General features: G+C 69.8%; 18 protein-coding genes. 8 read left to right on the top strand and 10 right to left on the bottom strand.

What is annotated here, in order from left to right; translation table 11 throughout:
• The first annotated feature begins 247 nt into the window (after positions 1–247).
• Positions 248–1,648, top strand: coding sequence for a helix-turn-helix domain-containing protein (locus D5S19_RS02815; protein WP_120021749.1), 1,401 nt, complete (start codon positions 248–250; stop codon positions 1,646–1,648).
• A 22-nt stretch (positions 1,649–1,670) separates the two neighbouring features.
• The gene (locus tag D5S19_RS02810; RefSeq protein WP_120021748.1) at positions 1,671–2,561 is read left to right on the top strand and encodes a phosphotransferase enzyme family protein; all 891 of its coding nucleotides are present in this window, start codon (positions 1,671–1,673) and stop codon (positions 2,559–2,561) included.
• A gap of 171 nt (positions 2,562–2,732) precedes the next feature.
• On the opposite strand, the gene D5S19_RS02805 is transcribed toward D5S19_RS02810, so the two are convergent.
• From D5S19_RS02805 to D5S19_RS02790, 4 genes are all read right to left on the bottom strand, one after another.
• Positions 2,733–3,761 (bottom strand): copper resistance D family protein, encoded by a 1,029-nt coding sequence (locus D5S19_RS02805; protein WP_120021747.1) that lies wholly within the window; start codon positions 3,759–3,761, stop codon positions 2,733–2,735.
• Entirely contained in the window at positions 3,758–4,318 is a 561-nt protein-coding gene (locus D5S19_RS02800) for a copper resistance CopC family protein (RefSeq protein ID WP_199730303.1), read from the bottom strand. Before D5S19_RS02800 ends, D5S19_RS02805 begins: the two co-directional genes overlap by 4 nt.
• Entirely contained in the window at positions 4,318–5,058 is a 741-nt protein-coding gene (locus tag D5S19_RS02795) for a YcnI family copper-binding membrane protein (protein ID WP_120021746.1), read from the bottom strand. Before D5S19_RS02795 ends, D5S19_RS02800 begins: the two co-directional genes overlap by 1 nt.
• A 94-nt stretch (positions 5,059–5,152) precedes the next feature.
• Positions 5,153–5,695 carry a hypothetical protein gene (locus D5S19_RS02790; protein WP_120021745.1) on the bottom strand — a complete coding sequence of 181 codons (543 nt, stop codon included), beginning with the start codon at positions 5,693–5,695 and terminating at the stop codon, positions 5,153–5,155.
• Between the two features lie 276 nt (positions 5,696–5,971).
• Here D5S19_RS02790 and D5S19_RS02785 point away from each other — a divergent pair, with 276 nt between their 5' ends.
• Genes D5S19_RS02785 through D5S19_RS02770 form a run of 4 tightly spaced genes read left to right on the top strand, consistent with a single transcriptional unit; the run spans position 5,972 to position 9,564 of the window.
• On the top strand, positions 5,972–6,619 hold the full coding sequence (locus D5S19_RS02785) for an ABC transporter permease (protein WP_120021744.1): 648 nt from the start codon (positions 5,972–5,974) through the stop codon (positions 6,617–6,619).
• Positions 6,612–7,817: an ABC transporter ATP-binding protein gene (locus D5S19_RS02780; protein ID WP_120021743.1), complete on the top strand. Its 1,206-nt coding sequence runs from the start codon at positions 6,612–6,614 to the stop codon at positions 7,815–7,817. Before D5S19_RS02785 ends, D5S19_RS02780 begins: the two co-directional genes overlap by 8 nt.
• Positions 7,814–8,593: an ABC transporter permease gene (locus tag D5S19_RS02775; RefSeq protein ID WP_120021742.1), complete on the top strand. Its 780-nt coding sequence runs from the start codon at positions 7,814–7,816 to the stop codon at positions 8,591–8,593. The genes D5S19_RS02780 and D5S19_RS02775 overlap by 4 nt, the downstream gene beginning before the upstream one ends.
• Positions 8,593–9,564: a glycine betaine ABC transporter substrate-binding protein gene (locus tag D5S19_RS02770; RefSeq protein ID WP_120021741.1), complete on the top strand. Its 972-nt coding sequence runs from the start codon at positions 8,593–8,595 to the stop codon at positions 9,562–9,564. The genes D5S19_RS02775 and D5S19_RS02770 overlap by 1 nt, the downstream gene beginning before the upstream one ends.
• A gap of 62 nt (positions 9,565–9,626) precedes the next feature.
• Here the strand turns inward: D5S19_RS02770 and D5S19_RS02765 are convergent, their stop codons facing one another.
• Positions 9,627–10,091, bottom strand: coding sequence for a DUF6474 family protein (locus D5S19_RS02765; RefSeq protein ID WP_120021740.1), 465 nt, complete (start codon positions 10,089–10,091; stop codon positions 9,627–9,629).
• A gap of 88 nt (positions 10,092–10,179) precedes the next feature.
• On the opposite strand from D5S19_RS02765, the gene D5S19_RS02760 reads away from it, so the two are divergent.
• Complete coding sequence (locus D5S19_RS02760; protein ID WP_199730302.1) at positions 10,180–11,826, top strand: TM0106 family RecB-like putative nuclease; 1,647 nt, start codon at positions 10,180–10,182, stop codon at positions 11,824–11,826.
• 70 nt (positions 11,827–11,896) lie between these two features.
• Here D5S19_RS02760 and D5S19_RS02755 read toward each other — a convergent pair whose 3' ends face one another.
• Positions 11,897–12,655, bottom strand: coding sequence for an SDR family NAD(P)-dependent oxidoreductase (locus D5S19_RS02755; protein ID WP_120021738.1), 759 nt, complete (start codon positions 12,653–12,655; stop codon positions 11,897–11,899).
• A gap of 156 nt (positions 12,656–12,811) precedes the next feature.
• Here D5S19_RS02755 and D5S19_RS02750 point away from each other — a divergent pair, with 156 nt between their 5' ends.
• Positions 12,812–14,131: a UDP-glucose dehydrogenase family protein gene (locus D5S19_RS02750; protein ID WP_120021737.1), complete on the top strand. Its 1,320-nt coding sequence runs from the start codon at positions 12,812–12,814 to the stop codon at positions 14,129–14,131.
• A gap of 153 nt (positions 14,132–14,284) precedes the next feature.
• Here the strand turns inward: D5S19_RS02750 and D5S19_RS02745 are convergent, their stop codons facing one another.
• The 4 genes from D5S19_RS02745 to D5S19_RS02730 are packed head-to-tail and all read right to left on the bottom strand — an operon-like array spanning position 14,285 to position 17,597.
• Positions 14,285–14,680, bottom strand: coding sequence for a hypothetical protein (locus D5S19_RS02745; RefSeq protein WP_120021736.1), 396 nt, complete (start codon positions 14,678–14,680; stop codon positions 14,285–14,287).
• A gap of 52 nt (positions 14,681–14,732) precedes the next feature.
• A complete protein-coding gene (locus tag D5S19_RS02740; protein WP_120021735.1) occupies positions 14,733–15,599 on the bottom strand; it encodes a VOC family protein in 867 nt (288 codons plus the stop codon).
• Positions 15,592–16,110, bottom strand: coding sequence for an RNA polymerase sigma factor (locus D5S19_RS02735; RefSeq protein ID WP_120021734.1), 519 nt, complete (start codon positions 16,108–16,110; stop codon positions 15,592–15,594). Before D5S19_RS02735 ends, D5S19_RS02740 begins: the two co-directional genes overlap by 8 nt.
• A 44-nt stretch (positions 16,111–16,154) precedes the next feature.
• Positions 16,155–17,597: an MFS transporter gene (locus tag D5S19_RS02730; protein ID WP_120021808.1), complete on the bottom strand. Its 1,443-nt coding sequence runs from the start codon at positions 17,595–17,597 to the stop codon at positions 16,155–16,157.
• Between the last annotated feature and the right edge of the window lie 71 nt (positions 17,598–17,668).

Genomic DNA, 17,668 nt, shown 5'->3' with positions numbered 1-17,668 from the left:
GGTTGATCGCTCTCCGTGATCGCGGCCGGTGTCCGGGCGGTGACGGAGATCTGACAACTACAGTGAAGTGAAACCGGGTGCGAGAGAAGGTCGAAACCGCGTCATAGCGGTGACCGGGCGAGGTTCCACGGTAAACGGTCAGTGGAGTTCAGTTCGGCCGATCAGACCCGCTGCCGGTTCGTTTCCCAAGGTTCTCGCAGTGTGCTTAGGGTTGCCGCAGACGCCCGAAAGACGGTGAGGGGGCGCAATGGACGCCAGCATTGGCAGTGGTTCCGGGTCTTCCGGTGCCTTGGTCCGCCCGGGTAACCCGGTGCCGGCCGACGCATGGGAGCAGCCGGAGATGCGGGAGGTCTTGGCCGCCCGCGAGATCAGTGCCGTGTACCGCCTGTTGCGCAAACACGGAGTGTCGCAGCGCCAGATCGCCGCGATGACCGGCCAATCGCAGTCCGAGGTGTCGGAGATCCTCAAGGGTCGCCAGGTCATGGCCTACGACGTGCTCACGAGAATCGCCGACGGCCTGGGTGTCCCCCGTGGATACATGGGTCTCGCCTACGACGAGACCACGGCGATACGGGTCGTCGGCGCTGCCGACGGCCGGCAGGCTGAGGAGGACGAGTCCGTGAAGCGACGGAGGTTCCTCGCGCACGCCGCCCAGGTCACGATGGGTGCGGCGGTGTTCGGATCGGAGTCGGGGACCTGGTCGGAGGCTCCCGCGCGCACGCCCGCCCCCGGGCGGGTCGGGGTCACCGACGTCCGTCAGGTGGAGGCGGCGACCAGAGCCCTGCGTTCCCTGGACTACCAGTACGGCGGCGGGTTCTGCCGGGACGCGGTGGTCGCGCAGCTGACCTGGGGCCAGCAGATGCTCGACGCCAGCGCCACCGATCCGGTCAAGAACCGCCTGTTCACCGCGATCGCCGACCTGCACAGCCTGGCCGGCTGGACCTCGTTCGACACCGGGCTGATGGACTCCGCGCGCGGGCATTTCGCGCAGGCGCTCGACCTGGCCAAACAGGGGGAGAGCCATCATCTGGTGGCGAACGTGCTGTACCGGATGGGCCGGGTCTACCTGCACCAGGACGCGGCGAACGACGCGCTGAAGCTGTTCCAGCTCGGCCAGATCGCAGCCCAGGAATCCGGTTCCGAGCTGTCGGTCGCGGTGCTCTGCGCGAACGAGGCGTGGGCCTACGCGATCATGGGCAACGAGGACCAGGCCGTGAAGCTGCTCGGCCGGAGCAAGGACGAGTTCGCCCGCGCCGATCTGGCCGCGGCCGAGTCCTGGGTGAAGTTCTTCAACGAGACCGACGTCTACGCGATGACCGGCACCGTGCACACCGTGCTGGCGCAGAAGAACCCCGAGCACACCAAGTACGCGATCCCGGCGCTGACCAAGGCGGTCGAGGCTTACACCGACGACATGGCGCGCAGCAAGGCGTTCATGCTCAGTGCGCTGGCCACCAACCACCTGCTCGACGGCGACATCGATCACGGCGCGCGGGTCGGCGGCAAGGCGCTGGACACCGCGGAGAGCATCAAGTCGGAGCGGGTCAAGGACCGGTTGCGGCCGCTGCTGGTGGAGGCCGAGCGGCGCCGGAACAACGCGGACGCCCGGGAACTCGCCGAGCGGCTCAAGCTCTTCTACGCCGCCTGAGCCGGCCGATCCCGCTGCTCCGGTGCGCGATGGGCGGTTCACCCCCGGGAAACTCCGCCGGGTACTGACCGCGACCTGCGCGCGGCTCGACCTGGATCCGCGGGGCGCCCAGCTGCTGCGGTTCACCAACAACGCGGTGTACGCGCTGGTCCGCACGCCGGTGGTGGTGCGGATCGTCGGCTCCACCCGGCTGCGCCACCGGGCGGCCACGGTCGTCCGGGTGGCCGAGCATCTCGCCCGGCACGGGATCCCCGCGGTTCGCCTGGTCGAGGGCGTGCAGCAGCCGATGGACGTGGACGGGCACCTGGTCACGGTGTGGCATCGGGTCCCGTTCACCGGCCCGCCCGCCTCCACCGCCGATCTGGCCGCGTTGCTGCGCCGGGTGCACGCGCTGGCGCCGCCGGACGGCCTCGGTGAGTGGCAGCCGCTGCGTTCCGTCCGGGATCGGGTGCAGGACGCGGAGGAGCTGGCCGAGGACGACCGGCGGTTCCTGCTGGCGCGCTGCGCCGAGCTGGCCGATCAGCTGGCCGGGCTGGACTTTCCGCTGGCCACCGGGTTCGTGCACGGGGACGCCTATCCGGGCAACGTGCTGCCGGGCCCGGAGGGGCCGGTGCTGTGCGATTTCGACTCCTCCTGCGTCGGCCCGCCGGAATGGGATCTGACGCCGCTGGCGGTCGGCCGCGAGCGGTTCGGCGACCCGCCGGAGCGGTACGCGGAGTTCGCCCGCGCGTACGGCTTCGACGTGACGAGGTGGTCCGGGTTCGCGGTGCTGCGGGCGGTGCGGGAGCTGAAACTCACCACGAGCGTGCTGCCGATCCTGCGCAGTCATCCGCCGGTGCGCGCCGAGCTGCGCCGCCGGCTCGCCGACCTGCGCCGCGGCCGGTCGCAGGCGCAGTGGAGCCGGTATCGGTGAGGGTATTTCTGCACGTGCATTCGCAGACCGCAGACGACCGTTCGTCGCTTCCCCGTGAATGGCTTACCCGGTGCTGCCCAGCGCAGAGAATTCAGCCGGGCAGATCGCCCTGTCCGGAGCAAGGGCTGGTTCCATAGTGCAACTTGCCACTACAGAATGTCACATGCCTGGTCATGATGCGGTGACGGGGGCACGAGTGAGTACCACCGCGAAGCCGAACGCCAGCCCCATCACGGCCAGCTCGACCGTGGCCCACGAGGCGATCGCGGTCCGCTGGTGCCGCATGATCCGCGGCATCAGCCGCCACCGCAGGTTCGCGGCGAGCACCGCGATGACGCCGGTGCACAGCACCTTGAGCAGCATCAGCTGCCCGTACGGCGTGGTGAACAGCCCGGCCCAGAAGCCGATGGTGGGGTTGGCCAGGATTTCCACGATGCCGTTGAACAGGCCGGTCACCGCGGACAGCGCAAGGCACAGCGTGGCCAGCTTCGAGAACCGCGGCAGCGCATAGGCCAGCAGCGTGCGGTTGGCGGTGAGCAGCACGATCATCGCGCCGAGGCCGCCGCACCAGGCGACCGCGCTCATCACGTGCAGCTCCATCGAGATCATCGTGTAGTCGTGGTAGCTCCAGTTCGACGCGTGGCCGGTGACCGGCAACGGCAGCAGCGCGAACATCCCCAGGCCCACGCGGACCTCGGCGGGGACCTTCTCGCCCTTGCGCAGCGCGAAGACGCCGAGCCCGGCGTGCAGCAGGGCGAGGACCGCGACGATGACCAGCGCCTTGCCCGCGCCGACCTCGGCGATGTAGGTGCCGATGTCGCTCGGGGTGAGTGTCGCCGTGCCCGGCTTGAACTCCGCCGTCTGCAGGATCAGCGCGACCACCGAGGTGGCCGCCCACACCAGCGCGGCGGCGACCGCGGCGGGCCGGGCCTTGCGCAGTACTGGCTCGGTGAGCTTCGGCCGGTCGTAGCCGACCAGCACCGACAGCAGGGCCAGCCCGATCGTGGCGACTGCGGACAGGTCCATCAGCACCCGCACGATCGGGATGGCCGCCGAGACCACCTCGCTGGGTTCCACCACGCCCGGGATCGGTGCGGACGCGGTGAGCGCGACGCCGATCAGCGCGCCGAGCAGCCCCGCGGTGACCACGCACAGCAGCGTGGCCCAGCGGACCTGCGAGGTGGTCTCGGCCCTGGTCACCGGTCGTCCTTCTCCGTGCCCGGTTCCCGCCCGGTGCGCAGCGCGACGGTCATCCCGATCGCCAGCAACACGACCGCGCCGGCGATCCACACCCAGATCGGCACCCCGGTGGAGGAGGAATCCGAGGACGGCGCCGCCGCGGGTGCGCCCGCCGCCTTGGCCGCGTCGATGTTCGCCGGGGTGCCGGTGCCCGCGGTGGTGAGGGTGAACGGGATCTCGCCGGACACCGGATGTCCGTCCGCGGACAGGACGCGGTAGCCGATCGTGTACTTCCCGGCCGGTCCGAGCGGCCGAAGCGGCGCGCTGAGCACGTTGTTCGTCACGGTGACGGGTCCCTCGGCCCACTGCCCGCCGCCCGGTCCGGTCACCGCGATCTGGTTCACGTCCGCGTCCTGCACGTACTGGTCGAAGGTCAGCGTGACTTTCGCCGGTCCCTTCGCCACCGACGCGCCGTTGCCGGGGTCGGAGCTGATCAGCACGTTGTGCGCCAGCGCCGGGGTGGCCGTGCCCAGCAGGGCCAGCCCGGTGATCGCCAGTGCGAAAAGGGTCTTCCGCATTACTCGCTTCCTTCGGTCTTCTTCGCCGCGGACGGGCGGCGACGCAGCAGGGAACCCGCCCCGACGCCGAGCCCCAGCGCGCCGACGAGGATGCCTGCCCCGCCGAGCCAGCGCGCGGTGGTGTCCGAGGACGGGGCGTCCGTCGCCTTGGCTTCGGTGGTGGCCGCGGGGTGCCCGTGACCGCCCTTCGCCGCGGCCAGCTTCACCGTGGGTGCCGGGTGCTCGGGCTCCTCGCCGCTCGCCGGGGTCGGCTGGTTCCACGAAACCACCTTGCCGCCGTCGTAGGTCTGGATGGCCGGGAACTCCAGCTGGTCCACGTCCGTGGGCAGCGGCCCGCCGCTGATCTGGAACTCCTGGAACTCGTTCTTGCCGATCTTCGTGCCCGCCTGCGCGGTCCAGACGATCTTGGTGACCGCCTCGGTGATCTTGGTGCCGGAGGCGGTGGTCACCGGATTGGCCAGCGGCGACGAGCTGACCTCGGCGGTCCACCCGGGGATCGGCTTGGTGCGCACGCTGCCGATGCCGTACTCCGGCTTGACGTCCACCTCGAGTTTGACCGTGCCCTGGGCGGCGTCCTCGTTGGGGACGCGGAAGAAGATCGTGCCGTAGCCACCCTTGGCGGGCTGGTCGCCGTAGATGTTGGCGGACACGTGCGCCGACGCGATGCCCGCGCCGAGCAGGCCGGTGGCGGCGACGGTGGTGGCGAGCACGCCGGCACGGCGGAAGACATGATGGGACACAACTGCTCCTGAACAGGGGTGAGCCGGCGCCGGGGTATCCGTGCGCCGGAAAGAAAAGGGGGAAGGTGTGGGTCCGGAACCCGCACGAAGGTGTTCAGGAGCGTCGCGGCGGCCCGCGCCGGCTGCGGACGTGGTGGAGATCAATCTTCCGCAGCGCGGTGGCTTCGACCGGCGGCGGCAGCGATACGCCCGCCGCGGCCGGGACCGGCAGCGGCGGGGACAGCACCGGCAGGATCACGCGAAGTAGCTGCAGGAGACCGAGCAGTACCGCGTCCGCGCGGGCCAGCAACAGTGCGGTGAGCAGGGTGGCGACCGCGTGCGCGGCGGTCATCGCCCAGGCGTCCGGGTGACCGGGCGGGGAGCCGTGCTGGTGCTCGTTCAGGGTGGTGAGCACGAGGTGCATCACGACCTGACCGCCGCCGAGCACGGCGAGTGTGGCCAGCCGGCCACGGGCGCGCCGGGCCAGGGCGGTACCGGTCCAGCCGAGCAGCCCGGTGAGCAGGAGCGTGAGCGCGGGGTCCGGCAGCCCGCCGTCCCCGGCCGCGTGTGCGGTTACGGTGAGTGATGCCGAACTGACCGCGAGCAGGACGCCGCGAGCGGCCGCGAATGCGCCGCCGTACCTGCCGGGAGTGCTCACCGGGGCAGCGTAACGGCACTCCGCTGGGTGATCGAAGCCCTTCACAAGGTGAAATTCGCCTCGAAACCTACCGGTGAACCCATTTCGATCGGATGAAAACCGCCCGGCCGGGACGGCCGTTTCGGTTGCCGTAGCTCCCAGGATGCGAAACGGTGGATCACCAAGGACCGCTGCAGGGTTTCACCCGCCGTCATGCCGGGTACCCACCCTGCCGGTTGACGGGCTACTCCGAACGAGTGAGTTCGGAGTACAGACGCAGCGGGAGTGCGAATACGGATGAATCTCTTCGAGTACATCTCGGATCGATGGGACAAACTACTGCTGCAGGCCTATCTCCACACCAGCATGGTCGTGCAATGCACGATCCTCGCCGCCGCGCTGGGTGTGCTGATCGGCATCGCGGTGTACCGCAGCCCCATCGGTTCCGCTGTCGCCACCGCGCTGGCCAGCACGATCCTGACCGTTCCTTCCTTCGCCCTGCTGGGCCTGCTGATCCCGCTGTCCGGCCTCGGCTCGACGACCGCGGTGATCGCACTGGTCCTGTACGGGCTGCTGCCGATCGTGCGGAACACGATCGTCGGGCTGGACGCCGTCGATCCGGCGATCACCGACGCCGCGCGCGGGATCGGGATGGGCAGGCTGGCCGTGCTCACCCGGGTCGAGCTGCGGCTCGCCTGGCCGGCCATCCTCACCGGGATGCGGGTCGCCACACAGATGCTGATGGGCATCGCGGTGATCGCGGCCTACGCGAAAGGACCGGGCCTCGGCTCCGAGGTGTTCTCCGGCCTGACCAACGCGGGCAGCACCAACTCCGCGAACCAAGCCCTGACCGGCACGCTCGGCGTGGTCATCCTCGCCCTGCTGCTCGACGGCATCTATGTCCTGATCAAGCGTTTCACCATCTCGAGGGGTGTCCGTGTCTGAGCCCAACGAAGTCTCCGGCGTCGAGATCGAGCTGGAGCACGTCACCAAGCGTTATTCCGGAACCCGTGCCCCGGCGGTGGACGACTTCTCCATGGTCGTGCCCGCGGGCAAGATCGTCGTGTTCGTCGGCCCCTCGGGCTGTGGCAAGACCACCACGATGCGGATGATCAACCGGCTGGTCCAGCCCACTTCCGGGCGGATCACCATCGGCGGCGACGACGCGCTGAAGCTGGACGTGGACACGCTGCGCCGCCGGATCGGCTACGCCATCCAGCAGGCCGGGCTGTTCCCGCATTTCACCGTGGCGCAGAACATCGGCGTGGTGCCGGGGTTGCTCGGCTGGGAGAAAAAGAAGGTCGCCGACCGGGTCGAGGAGATGATGGACCTGGTCGGGCTCGACCCGGCCGATTTCCGCGACCGCTACCCGCGCCAGCTTTCCGGTGGCCAGCAGCAGCGGGTCGGGGTGGCCCGCGCGCTCGCGGCGGACCCGCCGGTGCTGCTGATGGACGAGCCGTTCGGCGCGGTCGACCCGATCACCCGTGGCAACCTGCAGGACGAGCTGCTGCGGCTGCAGACCGAGCTGCGCAAGACGATCGTGTTCGTCACGCACGACTTCGACGAGGCGGTGAAGCTCGGCGACAAGATCGCGGTGCTCGGCGACCAGTCGAGGATCCTGCAGTACGACACGCCGGAGTCGATCCTGGCGAACCCGGCTGACGACACGGTGGCCGGGTTCGTCGGCGCCGGTGCCTCGCTCAAGCAGCTGACTCTGCTGCGGGTGCGCGACGTCGAGTTGCAGCAGGACGCGCTCACCACGAGCGTCAACGAGTCCCCGGCCGACGTGCGCGAGAAGCTTTCCACCCAGCGCAAGCAGTTCGCGCTGGTGCTCGACCACCGGCGGCGGCCGATCCGCTGGGTGCATGTGCGTGACCTGACCAAGGCCACGTCGCTGGGTGCGGCCGGACGGCCGCTGCGTGACCTCGTCAGCGTGCAGTCGACCCTGCAGGACGCGCTGGAGGCGATGCTCGCCGAGGGTGGTTCGGTGCCGGTCACCGGTTCCCGTGGCGAGTACGCCGGCACGATCAAGCTGGAGACGGTCATCGCGACCATCCAGCAGCTGCGCGAGGACCACTCGGACGACCACTCGGACGACCACTCGGACGACCAAGAGGCCGCCGGCGAAGGGGTTTCCGCATGACCGCGACCGTCGACGCCGGGTTCAGCACCGAATCCGGTTCCCGGCGCGCCGAGCGCGTCCGGTTGCTGGCCCAGCCCGCCGCGGTCGTGCTGATCGTCGCGGTCACCCTGATCTGGGTCTTCGCCAGCGGGCTGACCGCCACCGAGAAGGAGACGCTGAACGCGTCCTCGCTGCTCACCGCGTTGCGTGACCACGTGGCGATGACGGTCGTGGTGATCGCGATCGTGATCCTGGTGGCGGTGCCGCTCGGGGTGATGGTGACCCGGCCGTGGGCGCGCTGGCTGGCGCCGGTCTTCCTGGCCGTGGCGAACATCGGGCAGGCCGCTCCGGCGCTCGGTGTGCTGGTGCTGTGGTTCATCGTCACCGGGGCGACCGGCGGGCTGTGGGTGGCCGCGCTGCCGCTGGCCTTCTACTCGCTGCTCCCGGTGCTGCGCAACACCATGGTCGGGCTCCAGCAGGTGGACCCGTCGCTGGTGGACGCGGGCCGCGGGATCGGCATGTCCACCTCGAAGGTGCTTTGGCGGGTGGAGTTCCCGCTGGCCATCCCGCTGATCCTGGCCGGCCTGCGCACCTCGCTGGTGCTGGCGGTGGGCACCGCGACCTTCGGCATGTTCGTCAACGCGGGTGGTTTCGGGTTGCTCATCGACACCGGCTACAAGCTCAACCTGACCAAGGTGCTGATCACCGGTTCGGTGCTGGCCGTCGCGCTGGCCCTGCTGGTCGACTGGCTGGGCGCGGTGGCCGAACAGTTCTTCGGACCGAAGGGGTTGCGCTGATGAAGGTGCTCCGGAAAGCCGGCGCCCTGTTCGGCGCCGCAGCGCTCGCCGTGACGCTTTCGGCGTGCGGGCTCGACCTGAACACCGCGCTGCCCTACTCCATCAAGCCAGGTTCCATCCAGCCGATCCCCCAGTTGCAGGGACAGCGGGTGGTGGTCGGGTCGAAGGACTTCACGGAGAACATCCTGCTCGGCTACATGGCCGAGATGGCCTTGTCCGCGGCCGGGGCGGACGTGGTCGACCTGACCGACATCAAGGGCTCGAACTCGTCGCGGCAGGCCCTGCTGAACGGGCAGAGCGACCTGGCCTGGGAGTACACCGGCACCGGCTGGATCAACTACCAGGGTAATGAGCTGCCGGTGCCCGGCGGGGAGAAGGCGCAGTACGAGGCGACCGCGAAGGCGGACGCGGAGAAGTTCGGCATCACCTGGCTGAACTACTCGCCGCTCAACGACCAGTACGCCTTCGCCACCACCGAGGCCTACGCCGCGAAGAACAACCTGAAGACCACCACGGACCTGGCGAACTTCCTCAAGTCGAATCCGGACCAGGCGCGGTTCTGCCTGGAGACGGAGTTCACCAGCCGGCAGGACGGGTTCCCGGCCGCGGTCAAGGCCTACGGCTTCCAGCAGCCGAAGATCGAGAACTTCGGTATCGGCACCATCTACTCCGCGGTCGCGAACGGGACCTGCCCGGTCGGTGAGGTGTTCACCACCGACGGCCGGATCTCCGGGCTCAACCTGCGGGTGCTCGAGGACGACAAGAAGGCGTTCCCGCAGTACAACGCCGCGGTGACGTTGCGGACCGACTTCCTGAACCAGCATCCGCAGCTGCGCGGCCCGCTGGAGAAGGTGACCGCGGCGATCGACAACAAGCAGATGGTCGAGCTGTGCAAGCAGGTCGACGTGGAAGGCAAGGACGCCGGCACCGTCGCGCACGACTGGATGCTCTCCAAGGGCTTCATCAAGTAGCCCAAAGCTGTGAAGGGACCCTTCACGGACGTAGCGTCTGTGAAGGGTCCCTTCACAGCATTTCAGACTCCCAGCCGGTGCAGCAGCTGCTCCTCGAGGCGTTCCAGTTCGCCGTTCACCGCGCGGTGTGCGGCCTTGCGCCGTGCCGCGGGCATCCGCTCGGCAGCGCGCACGGTGGCCGACAGCTGCTCCAACGTGGACTGCGTCTCCTCGGTGAACTTCCGGTCCGCGTCCGTCGCCTTCGCCGACTTTCGCAGCTCGCCGAGCCCTTGCACCAGACCCGCGATCCGCGCGTGCAGCGCGGCGCCGCGGCCGGTGTACTCGCCGAGCTGATCCACCGCCACACCCATTTTCCGGGCCTGGTAGCGGTCGTACAGCTCACGCGCCGCGCCCGCCGCGCGGACCGCGTACGGCGCGACCACCGGGAGCACCGCCGGTCCGAGCACCTTGGCCACCGCGACCGCGTTCTTCGCCTTCTTCGGGGTGATCCGGGCTTCACCCACTTCGTGCTTGGCCTTGCGCGCCATGGCCCTACCTCCAACGCCGTGTCAGGCTCGAACTTACTGGTCCCGATGGTGGCGAGCATGTCGGCTCGCGGCGGATAGAGTGCTCGGCATGGGAGACGAGGTGCTGCTCGACGCGGGCGCGGTCAGCCGATGCCGTCGCCGGGTGCATCTGGAGCACGATCCGGCCATGCGCGAGGTGCCGCTGCCGCCTCCGGATCCCACTACCCAGCAACGGATCGAAGACGCCACCGCGCATCGCGAGGCGATCGCCGGGCAGCTGGCCGAGGCCGCGGGGCCGGAGGCGACCTGGGTGCACATCCCGCGGGTGCTGCCCGCGGCGGAACGCGTGCAGCGCACCGAGGCGGCGTTCGAGGACAAGGCGGACTACATCTGGGGCGCGCTGTTCCCCGCCGATCCGGTGGGGCATCGCAGGGGCGGGGTGGATCTGCTCGTGCGCACCGAGGACGGCTACGTCCCGGTGCTCGTGGTGCGGCACCGGATCACCGACCGCGGACAGGGTGCCTCGACCACCGCTCTCACCGACCTCGACCCGGCGCACCGCAGGCCGGACGAGGCGCGCAAGGTCCGTTCGCAGCCGCGGGACCAGCTACGGCTCGCACACCTGCGCCGGATCCTGCAGACCCACGGGAAGGCCGAGCCCGGCCGCGCGGTCGGCGGTGTGATCGGGCTGGACGCCGATGTGGTGGTGTGGCACGACCTCACCGCGGGCACCTGGCCGGGCGGGCGCACCGCGCTGGACGAGTACGACGCCCGGTTCGCCGACCGGATCGCGGTGGCCACCGCGGCCGCGACCGGTGCCGAGCCGCTGGCCGAACCGTCCCGGGTGCTGGAGTGCCGCCGGTGCCCGTTCTGGCCGACCTGCGAGGTCGCGCTCACCGAAGCGCGCGACGTGAGCCTGGTGGTGCGCGGTGAGGATGCGGGGGAGCTGCGTCGCGCCGGGGTGTCCACTGTGGACCAGTTGGCCGCGCTCGACCCGGCCGCCGAACCGCCGTCGATGAACTGGACCGGGGGCACCTTCACCGACGCGATCATGCTCGGCCGGGCGTGGCTGGCCGAGCTGACCGTGGTCCGCCGCACGCCCGAGGTCCGGGTGCCGCGAGCGGACGTGGAAGTCGACGTGGACATGGAGAGTTTCGGCGACTCCGGGGCCTATCTCTGGGGTACCTGGCTGTCCGGGGTGGATCTGGGCGTGCCGCGGGGTTACCGCGCCTTCGTCACCTGGGAGCCGCTGCCGACCGCCGACGAGGCGCGCTCCTTCGCGGAGTTCTGGACCTGGTTCACCGACCTGCGCGAGCGCACGCACGCGGCCGGGCTGACCTTCCGTGCCTACTGCTACAACGCCCTCGCGGAGAACCGCTGGCTGTTCGGCTCGGCGGAACGCTTCGGCGAGTACCCGGGGATTCCCGCCAAGGCGGCCATCCAGTCCTTTGTGGATTCCGACGAGTGGGTGGACCTGTTCCGCAGCGTCACCGACCAGTTCCTGTGTTCCCGCGGCAAGGGCCTCAAGGTGATCGCCCCGGTGGCCGGCTTCACCTGGCGGGATCCGGAGGCGGGCGGCGAGGCCTCCATGCGCTGGTACCGCGACGCGGTGGGCATGGACGGTGCGGTGCCGGACGAGACCCAGCGCACCCGCCTGCTGCGCTACAACGAGGACGACGTCCTGGCCACCCGGGCGCTGCGCGAGTGGATGACTGCCCGCGCGAACGCCGAAGTCCCCTACATGCTCGACCTCTGAAAGCTGTGAAGGGACCCTTCACGGACGCAGCGTCCGTGAAGGGTCCCTTCACAGCCTTGATTGCGAGGGGTCAGCGGGGCGCCATCCGCAGCGAGCCGTCCATTCGGATCACTTCGCCGTTGAGGTAGTCGTGGTCGATCAAGGAGAGCGCGAGTTGCGCGTACTCGTCCGGGCGGGCCAGGCGCTTCGGGAAGGGCACTCCGGCGGCCAGCCCGGCCCGGAATTCGTCGCTCACCGTGGCGAGCATCGGCGTATCGACGATGCCGGGCGCGATGGTCAGCACGCGGATGCCGTGCGAGGCGAGGTCACGTGCGGCCGGCAGGGTCAGGCCGACGACGCCGCCCTTCGATGAGGAGTAAGCGACCTGCCCGATCTGCCCGTCGTAAGCGGCGACGGACGCGGTGTTGATGATGACGCCGCGGGCGTCGTCGGTCAGCGGTTCGGTCTTCGCGATCGCTTCCGCGGCGATGGTGAGCACGTTGAACGTGCCGACCAGGTTGATCTGGACGACCTTCGCGTACAGCGCGAGATCGTGGCGGCCCTTCTTCGACAGGATCCGCGCGGACGGGCCGATGCCGGCGCAGTTCACCACGGTGCGCAGCGGGACGCCGGAGCCGGCCGCGGTGTCGACCGCGGTCTGGATCTGGTCCGGGTCGGTGACGTCGGCCTCGACGTAGGTGACGCCGTCGACCTGCTCGGCCTGCTCGATCGACGCGGCGAGGTCGAGCGCGAACACTCGCGCGCCCTTGCCCGCCAGCGCCCGCGCAGTGGCTCCGCCCAGGCCCGAGGCACCGCCGGTGACCAGCGCTGCGGTATCGGTGATCTGCATTCTGTCTCCTCCAGTGCCAGGCCCCCGTCCAAGAGGTTAACGCTCGTTCGCACCGGGCAGACGTGTTCAGGCTCACCCGCATCTGGTCGCGAGGAGTATGCGGCCACGCCCACCTCCGTTAGTGCCCTGGTCAACTCCGGCTGTCACCTTCACGTCATGGGCGCTGCTCGGATCGTCGTGGTGGGGACCGGATACGTCGGATTGACCACGGGGGCATGTCTCGCGAGCCTCGGGCATCGCGTCACCTGCGTGGACGTCGACGAGGCGAAGGTGGCGCGGCTGTCGATGGGCCGGGTGGACATCCTCGAACCAGGGCTGGCCGATCTGGTCGAGCGTGGGCTGGCGAACGGGCGATTGTCCTTCGTCGTCGGCGCGCGGGCCGCGGTGCGCGAGGCGGAAGGGGTCTTCCTCTGCGTGCCGACCCCGATGGGCGCGGGCGGTTCCGCGGACCTGCGCGCGGTGGAGGCGGTGACCGCCGAAATCGGCGACGCGCTGCCCGCCGGCTGCGCGGTGATCACCAAGTCCACTGTGCCGGTCGGTACGGCCAAACGGATCCGCGCGATGATCGGGCGGCGCGACGTGCCGGTGGTGGCCAATCCGGAGTTCCTCCGCGAAGGCACCGCGGTGCGGGATTTCCTCAACCCGGACCGGATCGTGGTCGGCTCGGATTCGCCCACCGCGGCACGCTGGGTCGGCGAACTGTACGCCGATCTTGCCGCGCCGGTGGTGCTCGCCGATGCGGCCAGCGCGGAGCTGGTGAAGTACGCGGCCAACTGCTTCCTCGCGCTCAAGCTGTCCTATGTGAACTCGATGGCCGAGCTGTGCGAACGGCTCGGCGCGGACATCGACCTGGTCACCGAGGGGATGGGTTACGACCGGCGGATCGGCCGCACGTTCCTCAAGCCCGGCCCCGGCTGGGGTGGTTCCTGCCTGCCGAAGGACACCAGCGCGCTGGTCAAGGTCGCCGAGTCGGTCGACTACGACTTCCGGATGCTGACCTCGGCGATCGGCGAGAACATCGCGCAGCGTGACCGGGTGGTGGCCAAGATCGCCGGTGCCTGCGGCGGCACCCTGGCCGGCGCCCGGATCGGCGTGCTCGGCCTGGCCTTCAAGGCAGGCACCAACGATCTGCGAGATTCGCCCGCGCTGGCGGTGTCCTCTGTGCTCGGCGCCTTGGGCGCGGAGATCACCGCCTACGATCCCGCGGTCTCCGGCGGGATCGACGGGATGACCGTGGTGGACGACCCGTACCAGGTGGCCAAGGACGCGGATGTGGTCGTGGTGCTCACCGAATGGGCCGAGTTCCGCAACCTCGACTGGCTCGCCGTCGCCGAGGCGATGGAGGGCGACGACGTGGTGGACACCCGCAACCTGCTCGACCCACGGGTGATCCTGGACGCCGGGCTCTCCTGGCAGGGCATTGGCCGCCCGCGCGCGGCTAAGCGGCAGATCGCGTTCACCGCCGATGCGCTGTGAAGGGATGTCTTCACAGCCTCTGGGGCCAGGGTTCCGGCAAAGTCGGTGTAGAGGTCCGTGAAGGGACCCTTCACGGACTCTGAGTCTGTGAAGGGTCCCTTCACAGCTTTGGTCCCGGCGCGCGTTGATCGGCGACGAGGCGACTGGTGAGCTTCAGATCGGCAGCGAAGCCCAACCTCCACCGTCGGCGAGGATGGTGCGGACGCTTGCCGCGTGGTCGGCGAAACCGGCGAGGTCGGCGTGCAGCAACGCGGCGCGTTCCGCGTCCAGGGGAACGGTGTCGTCGCGCCAGAGTTCCAGCGTCCAGTTCGCGGCCAGGATCATCGAACGGACCAGGCCGGCCGCCGCGGCGTCGCCCGGTCCGCCGCCGCGGTGGTAGCCGTCCAGGATCTCGTCACAGGCGGCGAAGCACCGGTCCAGACCACGGACCGCCTCGGCGGGTGTGCCGTCCCAGTCCGCACCCGGCCAGGCGCAGGAGCCCAGCTCCAGCCACAAACGCCAGCCGGCGGCCAGTTCCGCGTCGTCGCGGGGCTTCCACTGCCCGGTCATCCCCCGAGTGTGCGCCCCGGCCGCAGGATTGCCGCCGCGGAGTTGACCGATCTCACTCGGCCGGCCGCTCCCAGAGCCAGAATTCGATGCCTTGATCGTCAACGCAGTCCGCGGTCTGCCCGTACGGGTGATGCTCCACTTCGCCTGCGGTACCACCGAGTTCGCGCACTTGCTCGCGTGCGGCAGCGAGATCGTCCACGGCGTACATCAGCTTCCAGCCGGTCTGCCGTCCAGGCCCGCCCCACAGGCCGCCGGTGAGGCCGTGGCCCTCGATGCCCCAGCCGCCGGGCACGCGTCCCGGCGAGAACTGCCAGCCGAGGACCGCGCCGTAGAACGCCTTGGCCTTCGCGTCGTCAGGCACCTGGAAGGTGAAGTAGATCGCTTCGCCGTGCTTTTCCCGCGGCGCGGCCTGCCCGACCAGCCAACGCTGGCCGTACGGGTCCTTGATCGTGCCGCCCAGGCCGTAGCCGCGATCTTCGACCGGGCGCAGCAGCTCCGCACCCAGCTCCACGGCCCGCTGCACGCTGCGCCGGACGTCTTCGACTTCGACGCGGATCAGTGCACCGCCTACGGGGGCCACGACGTTGCCCAGCTCCGGGAATTCCTCGGCGAACATCAGCACGCTGTCGCCGATGGCGAGTTCGACGTGCCCGATCCGGCCGTCGTCCATCACGATCGGTTCGCCCCGGCGGCGGGCATCGAAGACCGAGACGTAGAACTCGGCCGCCGCACGGGCGTCGGTCACCACCAGGTACGGCGTGAGCGCGCGCAGGGTGGTGGTGTCGGGAGTGGTACTGGTGGTCATTTCCGCTCCGTTCAGGATCAGGCGACGCAGGTCGTCCCGCAGCTCCTCGGCGAACGCCGGGTCGGGGTCGACCGGCGACGAGGGCAGCGCGAGTGCGTCGAACGGGTCAGTCATCGCGCCCCTCCTTCTCCTGGTAGCTGCGGCGGAACGCGGCTTTGGCCCGCGTCAGCAACGCCTCCGTCGCGGGTACGGTCCGGCCGAGGTGGGTGGCGACTTCGCCCACCCGAAGACCATCGACATAACGCAGGGTGAGCGCGGCCCGGTGCGGCACCGAAAGCGACGCGAGGACCTGCCTCGCCCGCAGCGCGTCGAGCCGTTCGTCCCACGGATCTTCGACGCTCACGTCCGGCACCAGCCGGAGCCCGCGTTGCTCTCGTTCGGTACGCCGCCAGTGGTCGGCCAGCTTGTGCCGGGCCACACCGATCAGCCACGCCGTGCTCACCACGGGCGCGTTCTCCTTGCGACAGGCGGCGACCGCGCCGAGGAACGCCTCCGAAGTCAGCTCCTCGGCCAGCGCGCGGTCGCCACAACGGGCGAGCAGGTAGCCGTAGACCTCCGGCAGCGCCTTCTCGTAAAGGCGCAGCAGCACGAAGGCCGGGTCTCCCTGTACCCGCGGTTCCGTCACATCCCTATCGTCGTCCGGGAACGGGTTTTCCGTCGGGTGAATTTTTACCGCGGGTCGGGCAGCTTCCGCGCCAGCGCGCTGATCAGCAGCGCCAGGCCCGCAAGAAGGCCGATGATCAGGACGAACGCACCTTCGTAACCGGCCGATCCGGGCACGCTCAGACTGGCGAACAGGCTGCCGAACACCGCGACACCCAGCGCCAGCGACGTCTGCTGGGTCGTGGTGAGCACCCCGCCGCCGACTCCGGCCAGGTCGGCGGGCACCTGGGATAGAACCACTCGGAACAGCGGGCTCGTCGTCATCCCGTTGCCGATCCCGATCAGCACCATGGCCGGTGCGAGTTGCCAGATCGACACGTCCGGCCAGGCCAGCAGCGTCGAGACGGCGAGTACCACCAGTCCGGCCGTCAGGATGAGCCCGCCGGTCGGCACGACTCTCCGCCCGAAGCGTGCGACGAGGCGACTGGTGAGCAGCGAAGTGACGAAGTACGCGACGGCCAGCGGCGTCAGGGCGAGCCCGGCGCCGAGCGGCCCGAGGTGCAAGCCGCTTTGCAGTGTCACCGCGTACACGAACATGAATGAACCGAACACGCCGAAGTACGGCACGGCCAGCGTCAACCCATGCCGTACGCCGGGCGTACGCAGCAACGCGGGAGGCAGGAGCGGACTACCGCCAGCGCGTTCGAGCCGGCTCTCTACGCGAGCGAAGCCGTAGACGGCGAATGGGAACAGCACCAGGAGCGCGATCGTCCACCACGGCCAGCCCAGTGCGCGACCTTCCATCAGCGGGATCAGCAGCGACAGCAGCGAGACGGCGAGCAACGACGTACCCCAGCGGTCCACACCCAGCGGGTTCGACGACCGGCTCTCCGGCACCGTGCGCCGGGCGAGCAGCAGCCCGGCGATTCCGATCGGCACGTTGACCAGGAAGATCGGCCGCCAGCTCGCACCCCACAGGTCGGCCGCGACGAGTAGCCCGCCGAGCAGCTGGCCGACCACCGTGCAGATGCCGCCGGTCGCGCCGAACATGCCGAGCGCGCGTGCCCGCCGTTCGCCCGTCGTGCCGGCCTGGATGATCGAGAGCACCTGCGGCAGCAGCATCGCCGACGCTGCTCCCTGCGCGGCCCTGGCCAGCACCAGCGTGCTGGCGTCCGGGGCGACTCCGCAGGCCAGCGAGGTGACCGTGAACAGCATGAGGCCGAGCAGGAACAGCCGCCTGCGCCCGAATGCGTCGCCAAGCCGGCCGCCGAGCACGAGGAGGACCGCGTACGCGATGCCGTAGGCGGCGACGACGAGTTCGAGCGTCGCGGTGGAGGCGTGCAGATCGGCGTCGATGGTGGGCAGTGCGACGTTGACGATGAAGAAGTCGATGATCGGGAGTGCCGCCCCCAGCAGCACGGTGACCAGGCCGGCTTGGGTGAGTCCCGGACTGGCAGGTGCCCCGGCGGCGACGGTGGCCGACGCCGGGGCCGCGGTGGAAGTCGTCATGACCACCACCTTCGGGGCATTCACAACCTGGTACCAGATGTGAGTTCATCCAGGTATCAGGAGTACCTGGT

This window comes from Amycolatopsis panacis (assembly GCF_003600245.1).
Taxonomy (GTDB): Bacteria; Actinomycetota; Actinomycetes; order Mycobacteriales; family Pseudonocardiaceae; genus Amycolatopsis; species Amycolatopsis sulphurea.
Note: the sequence above shows the minus strand (reverse complement) of the source record. Positions and strands in the feature narration are given on the sequence as shown.

Coding starts and splice junctions, on each gene's coding strand:
- D5S19_RS02815 (WP_120021749.1), top strand. CDS start 248: ATGGACGCCAGCATTGGCAGTGGTTCCGGGTCTTCCGGTGCCTTGGTC.
- D5S19_RS02800 (WP_199730303.1), bottom strand. CDS start 4,318: ATGCGGAAGACCCTTTTCGCACTGGCGATCACCGGGCTGGCCCTGCTG.
- D5S19_RS02785 (WP_120021744.1), top strand. CDS start 5,972: ATGAATCTCTTCGAGTACATCTCGGATCGATGGGACAAACTACTGCTG.
- D5S19_RS02775 (WP_120021742.1), top strand. CDS start 7,814: ATGACCGCGACCGTCGACGCCGGGTTCAGCACCGAATCCGGTTCCCGG.
- D5S19_RS02770 (WP_120021741.1), top strand. CDS start 8,593: ATGAAGGTGCTCCGGAAAGCCGGCGCCCTGTTCGGCGCCGCAGCGCTC.
- D5S19_RS02765 (WP_120021740.1), bottom strand. CDS start 10,091: ATGGCGCGCAAGGCCAAGCACGAAGTGGGTGAAGCCCGGATCACCCCG.
- D5S19_RS02760 (WP_199730302.1), top strand. CDS start 10,180: ATGGGAGACGAGGTGCTGCTCGACGCGGGCGCGGTCAGCCGATGCCGT.
- D5S19_RS02755 (WP_120021738.1), bottom strand. CDS start 12,655: ATGCAGATCACCGATACCGCAGCGCTGGTCACCGGCGGTGCCTCGGGC.
- D5S19_RS02750 (WP_120021737.1), top strand. CDS start 12,812: ATGGGCGCTGCTCGGATCGTCGTGGTGGGGACCGGATACGTCGGATTG.
- D5S19_RS02745 (WP_120021736.1), bottom strand. CDS start 14,680: ATGACCGGGCAGTGGAAGCCCCGCGACGACGCGGAACTGGCCGCCGGC.
- D5S19_RS02740 (WP_120021735.1), bottom strand. CDS start 15,599: ATGACTGACCCGTTCGACGCACTCGCGCTGCCCTCGTCGCCGGTCGAC.
- D5S19_RS02730 (WP_120021808.1), bottom strand. CDS start 17,597: ATGACGACTTCCACCGCGGCCCCGGCGTCGGCCACCGTCGCCGCCGGG.